2 protein-coding genes are annotated in these 3,058 nt (G+C 68.9%); both read left to right on the top strand.

Features of this window, described 5'->3' with window-relative positions; genetic code table 11:
• A partial coding sequence (locus AC1DVT_RS08460) for a beta-1,6-N-acetylglucosaminyltransferase (RefSeq protein ID WP_477388138.1) occupies positions 1 to 631 on the top strand: 631 nt, incomplete at its 5' end.
• A gap of 137 nt (positions 632 to 768) precedes the next feature.
• On the top strand, positions 769 to 3,058 hold a 2,290-nt coding region (locus tag AC1DVT_RS08455; RefSeq protein WP_477388137.1), incomplete at its 3' end, for a penicillin acylase family protein.

Here is a 3,058-nt window from a genome sequence, read left to right as displayed (position 1 = left end):
GGACGACTGGCTCACGATCCTCACCGGCCAGGACTACCCGCTGCGGCCGCTCCGCGACTATGAGCGGCACCTCGCCGCGTCCGCCGCCGACATGGCGCTCGAGGAGCCGGACGACGATCCCAAGCTTCCCCTGTTCCTGGAGCGGTATCTGGTGCGCTCGTACCGGCTGCCGCTGTGGACGGACCGCCACCGGGTCCGTCAGGTCATGAAGCACATCCCCGGCTTCTCGATGAGCGGATCGCCGCGCGGTCTCCCGCCGGATCTGAACAGACGCAGGCTGCGGACGCCCTTCAGCGACGATTTCCGCCTGTACAAGGGCTGCGACCAGTTCGCGCTGTCGGGGCGCGCCGCCCAGGTCCTGCTGCGGGCCGACCCCGGACTGATGCGCTACTACTCGCACACCCGGGTGCCGACCGAGTCTTACCCGCACACCGTGCTGCGCAACGACCCGTCGCTGCGCAATCTCGCCGGGATGGTCCACTACGCCCAGTGGGTCGATACGCCTCATCCGAAGTGGCTCACCTCGGACGATCTGGACGCGATGGTCGCGTCCGGCTTCTGGTTCGCCCGCAAGTTCCGCCCAGACGAGCCGGTGCTCGACGAACTCGACCGGCTGCTCGACGCGGCCTAGCCTTCCTCGGCGGCGAGCGGATCGCGGCGTCCTCACGTACGATGCGAGAGCGATCCCACGCGACCCGATAGCGCGGGATCGAGGTTCACGGTGCACGACACCGGGTTCCGCTCGGCCATGCAGCGAAAGCACACTCAATGACGAACGTGTACACCTCGCCCATTCCCCTGCCCGAACCGCCGCGCCCGCGCCGGCGCGTGGGACGGATCGTGGGGCTCTCGCTGTTCGGCCTGGTGGCCGGGATCCTGGTCATCGCCGTCATCGCGGCGGGGGTGGGGGTGTGGACGATCCAGCGCTCGTTCCCGCAGGTCGCGGGTTCGATCACCCTCGACGGGGTCGACAGCCAGGTCACGGTGCAGCGCGACAGCCTTGGCGTGCCGACGATCACGGCCCGAGGCACCCATGACCTCTTCTTCGCGCAGGGGTACGTGCACGCGCAGGATCGCTTCTGGGAGATGGACTTCCGCCGCCACGTCACGAGCGGGCGACTGTCCGAGCTGTTCGGCTCATCGCAGCTGCCGACCGACCGGTTCCTGCGGACCCTGGGCTGGCGAGCCGTCGCCGAGCAGGAGGTCGAAGCCCTCGATCCGACGGTGCGCGCCTACTACGACGCCTACGCCGAGGGCGTGAACGCCTACCTGAAGGGCCACGACGGCGCCGAGGTCTCGCTCGAGTACGCCGTGCTCGGCCTGCAGAACCCGGAGTACGAGATCGAGCCGTGGACCCCGGCCGACTCCGTCTCATGGCTGAAGGCGATGGCCTGGGACCTCCGCGACAACATCGAGTCCGAGACCGACCGCGCCCTGATGGCGCCGAACTTCACGCCCGACCAGCTCGCGGAGCTCTACCCGGGCTATCCCTTCGACGTCAATCCGGTCATCGTGCCGACGATCACGACAGCGCTCCCGGCAGGTTTCGACGACGGAACGGATGCCGCACCCAGCACGGCTGCCACGGCCGCGATCGAGTGGACCGAGGTCGACGACGTCATCGAGGCGGTCAGCGCCCTCGTCGGCGGAGCCGGTGAAGGGGTCGGCTCGAACTCCTGGGTGGTGTCCGGCTCGATGACCCAGAGCGGCAAGCCCCTCCTCGCCAACGACCCGCACCTGGGCGCCTCGCTGCCCAGCGTCTGGCATCAGATCGGCCTGCGCTGCGCGGTCGTCACACCGGAGTGCCCCTTCAACGTGGCGGGATTCGGCTTCTCCGGGGTGCCAGGCGTCATCATCGGGCACAACGGTCGCGTGGCCTGGGGCTTCACCAACCTCTCCACCGATGTCACCGACCTCTACGTCGAGAGGCTCGACGGCGACTCATACTGGCGCGACGGCGCGCTCGTGCCGCTGGACGTGCGCACCGAGACGATCTCGGTCGCCGGCGGTGCGGCGGAGCTGCTGGAGATCCGCTCCACCGTGCACGGTCCGATCGTCTCGGGATTGACCGATGACTTCACCGCGATCGCGGACGACCCGTACACGAATGTCGACGGCACGGTGTCCGTGCCCGCCAGCCCACCCGACGGCGAGTATGCGGTCAGCCTGCAGTGGACCGCCTTACAGCCGGGGACCACGGCATCCGCCATCTTCGCCCTCGACATCGCCTCCGACTTCGAAGGCTTCCGCGCCGCCGCGGCGCGATTCGACGTTCCCGCGCAGAATCTCATCTACGCGGATGTCGATGGGAACATCGGCTACCAGACCCCCGGAAAGCTGCCGATCCGTGGGGCAGGAGACGGATGGATGCCGCAGCCTGGGTGGGATTCGTCGTACGACTGGACCGGGTTCATCCCGTTCGAGGAGCTGCCGACGTCGTACAACCCCCCGGAGGGGTGGATCGTCACCGCCAACAACGCGATCGTCGGTGCGGAGTATCCGCACTTCCTGACACGCGACTGGGACTACGGCTGGCGGGCCGCGCGCATCACCGACCTGCTGCAGCGCGCCGCGGTGCAGGGACCTCTCACCGTCGACGCCATGCGCGACATCCAGGCCGACGACGAGTTCTGGATGGGTCGGCGACTCGTCGCCGTGTACGAGGACGTGACCACGGGCGACGCCGGCACCGATGCCGCACTCGATCTGCTGCGCTCGTGGGACCTCCACAACGCGCCGGACTCGGCTGCCGCCGCCTATGCGAACGTGCTGTGGGATGAGCTCGTCGCGAATCTCTTCGTCCGGGGGCGTGAGCACGCTGCCGCCCTCGCCGGGCAGGGCCGGCTGTTCCTCGTCGTCGACGAGCTGCTCGGAAATCCCGACTCGGAATGGTGGAACAACCCGGGCCTCGACGTGACCGGGCAGCAGGAGATGCTCGAGCGAACTGCCGAGGGCGCCTTCCAGCGGCTGAGCACGCTGCAGGGCGACACCCTGAGCAGGTGGAACTGGGGAGCCCTGCACGCCCTGCCGCTGCGCAGCGGCACCTGCGCAGCGGCAC

This window comes from Microbacterium sp. P2_F9 (genome assembly GCF_056403635.1).
This window is presented reverse-complemented; position numbering and strand designations above follow the sequence as displayed.